The organism is Candidatus Pelagibacter communis (genome assembly GCF_001180105.1).
Classification (GTDB): domain Bacteria; phylum Pseudomonadota; class Alphaproteobacteria; order Pelagibacterales; family Pelagibacteraceae; genus Pelagibacter; species Pelagibacter ubique_K.
Map to the genome: position 1 here is coordinate 1 of NZ_CVSO01000033.1, position 1,193 is coordinate 1,193.

Annotated in this window: 2 protein-coding genes; both read right to left on the reverse strand. The window is 25.1% G+C overall.

What is annotated here, in order from left to right:
* The coding region (gene mraY / locus AMN84_RS01855; protein ID WP_075482876.1) for a phospho-N-acetylmuramoyl-pentapeptide-transferase at positions 1–737 on the reverse strand (737 nt) is incomplete at its 3' end.
* A 2-nt stretch (positions 738–739) separates the two neighbouring features.
* A partial coding sequence (locus AMN84_RS01860) for a glutamate ligase domain-containing protein (protein ID WP_306452624.1) occupies positions 740–1,193 on the reverse strand: 454 nt, incomplete at its 5' end.

Below are 1,193 nucleotides of genomic sequence, written 5' to 3' on the forward strand. Positions count from 1 at the left end.
GCTCCACAAAAAACCGCAACTTCTCCAACACCCTCTATATAAGGAATTAATAAATAGTCTGCAAAAATTACATTTCCTGATACATAACTTATAAAACCAAAACACCCAGCAACAAGTATAACAGGGACGGTAGCTAATCCATCCAAACCATCTGTTAGATTTACTGCATTAGAGGATCCAACAATAACAAACAAATAAAAAGGTATAAAAAACCATCCTAAGTTAATTACTAAATTTTTAAAAAATGGAAAATACAAATTAGTTTTAATATCAGAGTCTATAAATTTATAAAAAATAATTAACGAAATTAGACAAAGAAAAATTTGAATTAATATTTTTAATTTTGAAGAAATCCCATTTGAGTTATTATTTTTAATTTTTTTATAATCATCAAATGCTCCTAAAATTCCAAATGATAGAGTGATGAATATCAATAACCAATTATATGGATTTAATAAATCAGCCCACAAAAAAACACCTGTGAATAAACCTATTAACATTAAAACTCCACCCATAGTGGGTGTTCCAATTTTTTTGATCAAATGATCTTCTGGCCCATCAGAGCGAATAGGATTTGTAATTTGTTTTGATGAAAAAAAATTTATAAACCTATCCCCTATTAAAAAAACTATGATCATTGCAGTTATCACAGCCAAACCTGTTCTCACAGTTAAAAAATTGAAAAAATTGAGGAAAGAATATGTATCCGAATAGCTTGTAAGTATATTATATAACATTGTTACAAATTTTTTATTATCTTATTTAATCCAGTTGAGTTAGATCCTTTTATCATTAAAAAACTGTTATTAGGCAATTGTTTTTTTATCAAATTCATAATCTCTAATTTATTGTTTAATATTTTGCCTCTCATTTGTGGTTTAAGTTTGTTAAATGTATGTTTTGTATAGTTACCATAAACATGAGTTTTATTTATTTTAGATTTATTAATATATTTCGCAATTTTAATATGAAGTTTTTTTGAGAATTTTCCTAATTCAAGCATATTTCCAATCAAAATAAATTTTTTCTTACTATCCTTATAGTTTTTGTCAAATCTGTCTAATGCAAATTTAAATGAAAGAGGATTTGAATTATAACTTTCATCAATAATAGTTAAGTTTTTTTTTCCATTTTTATACCTTATTATAGTGCCTCTGCTCTGGGAAATTTTGAAATTTAAAAATAAATCTACA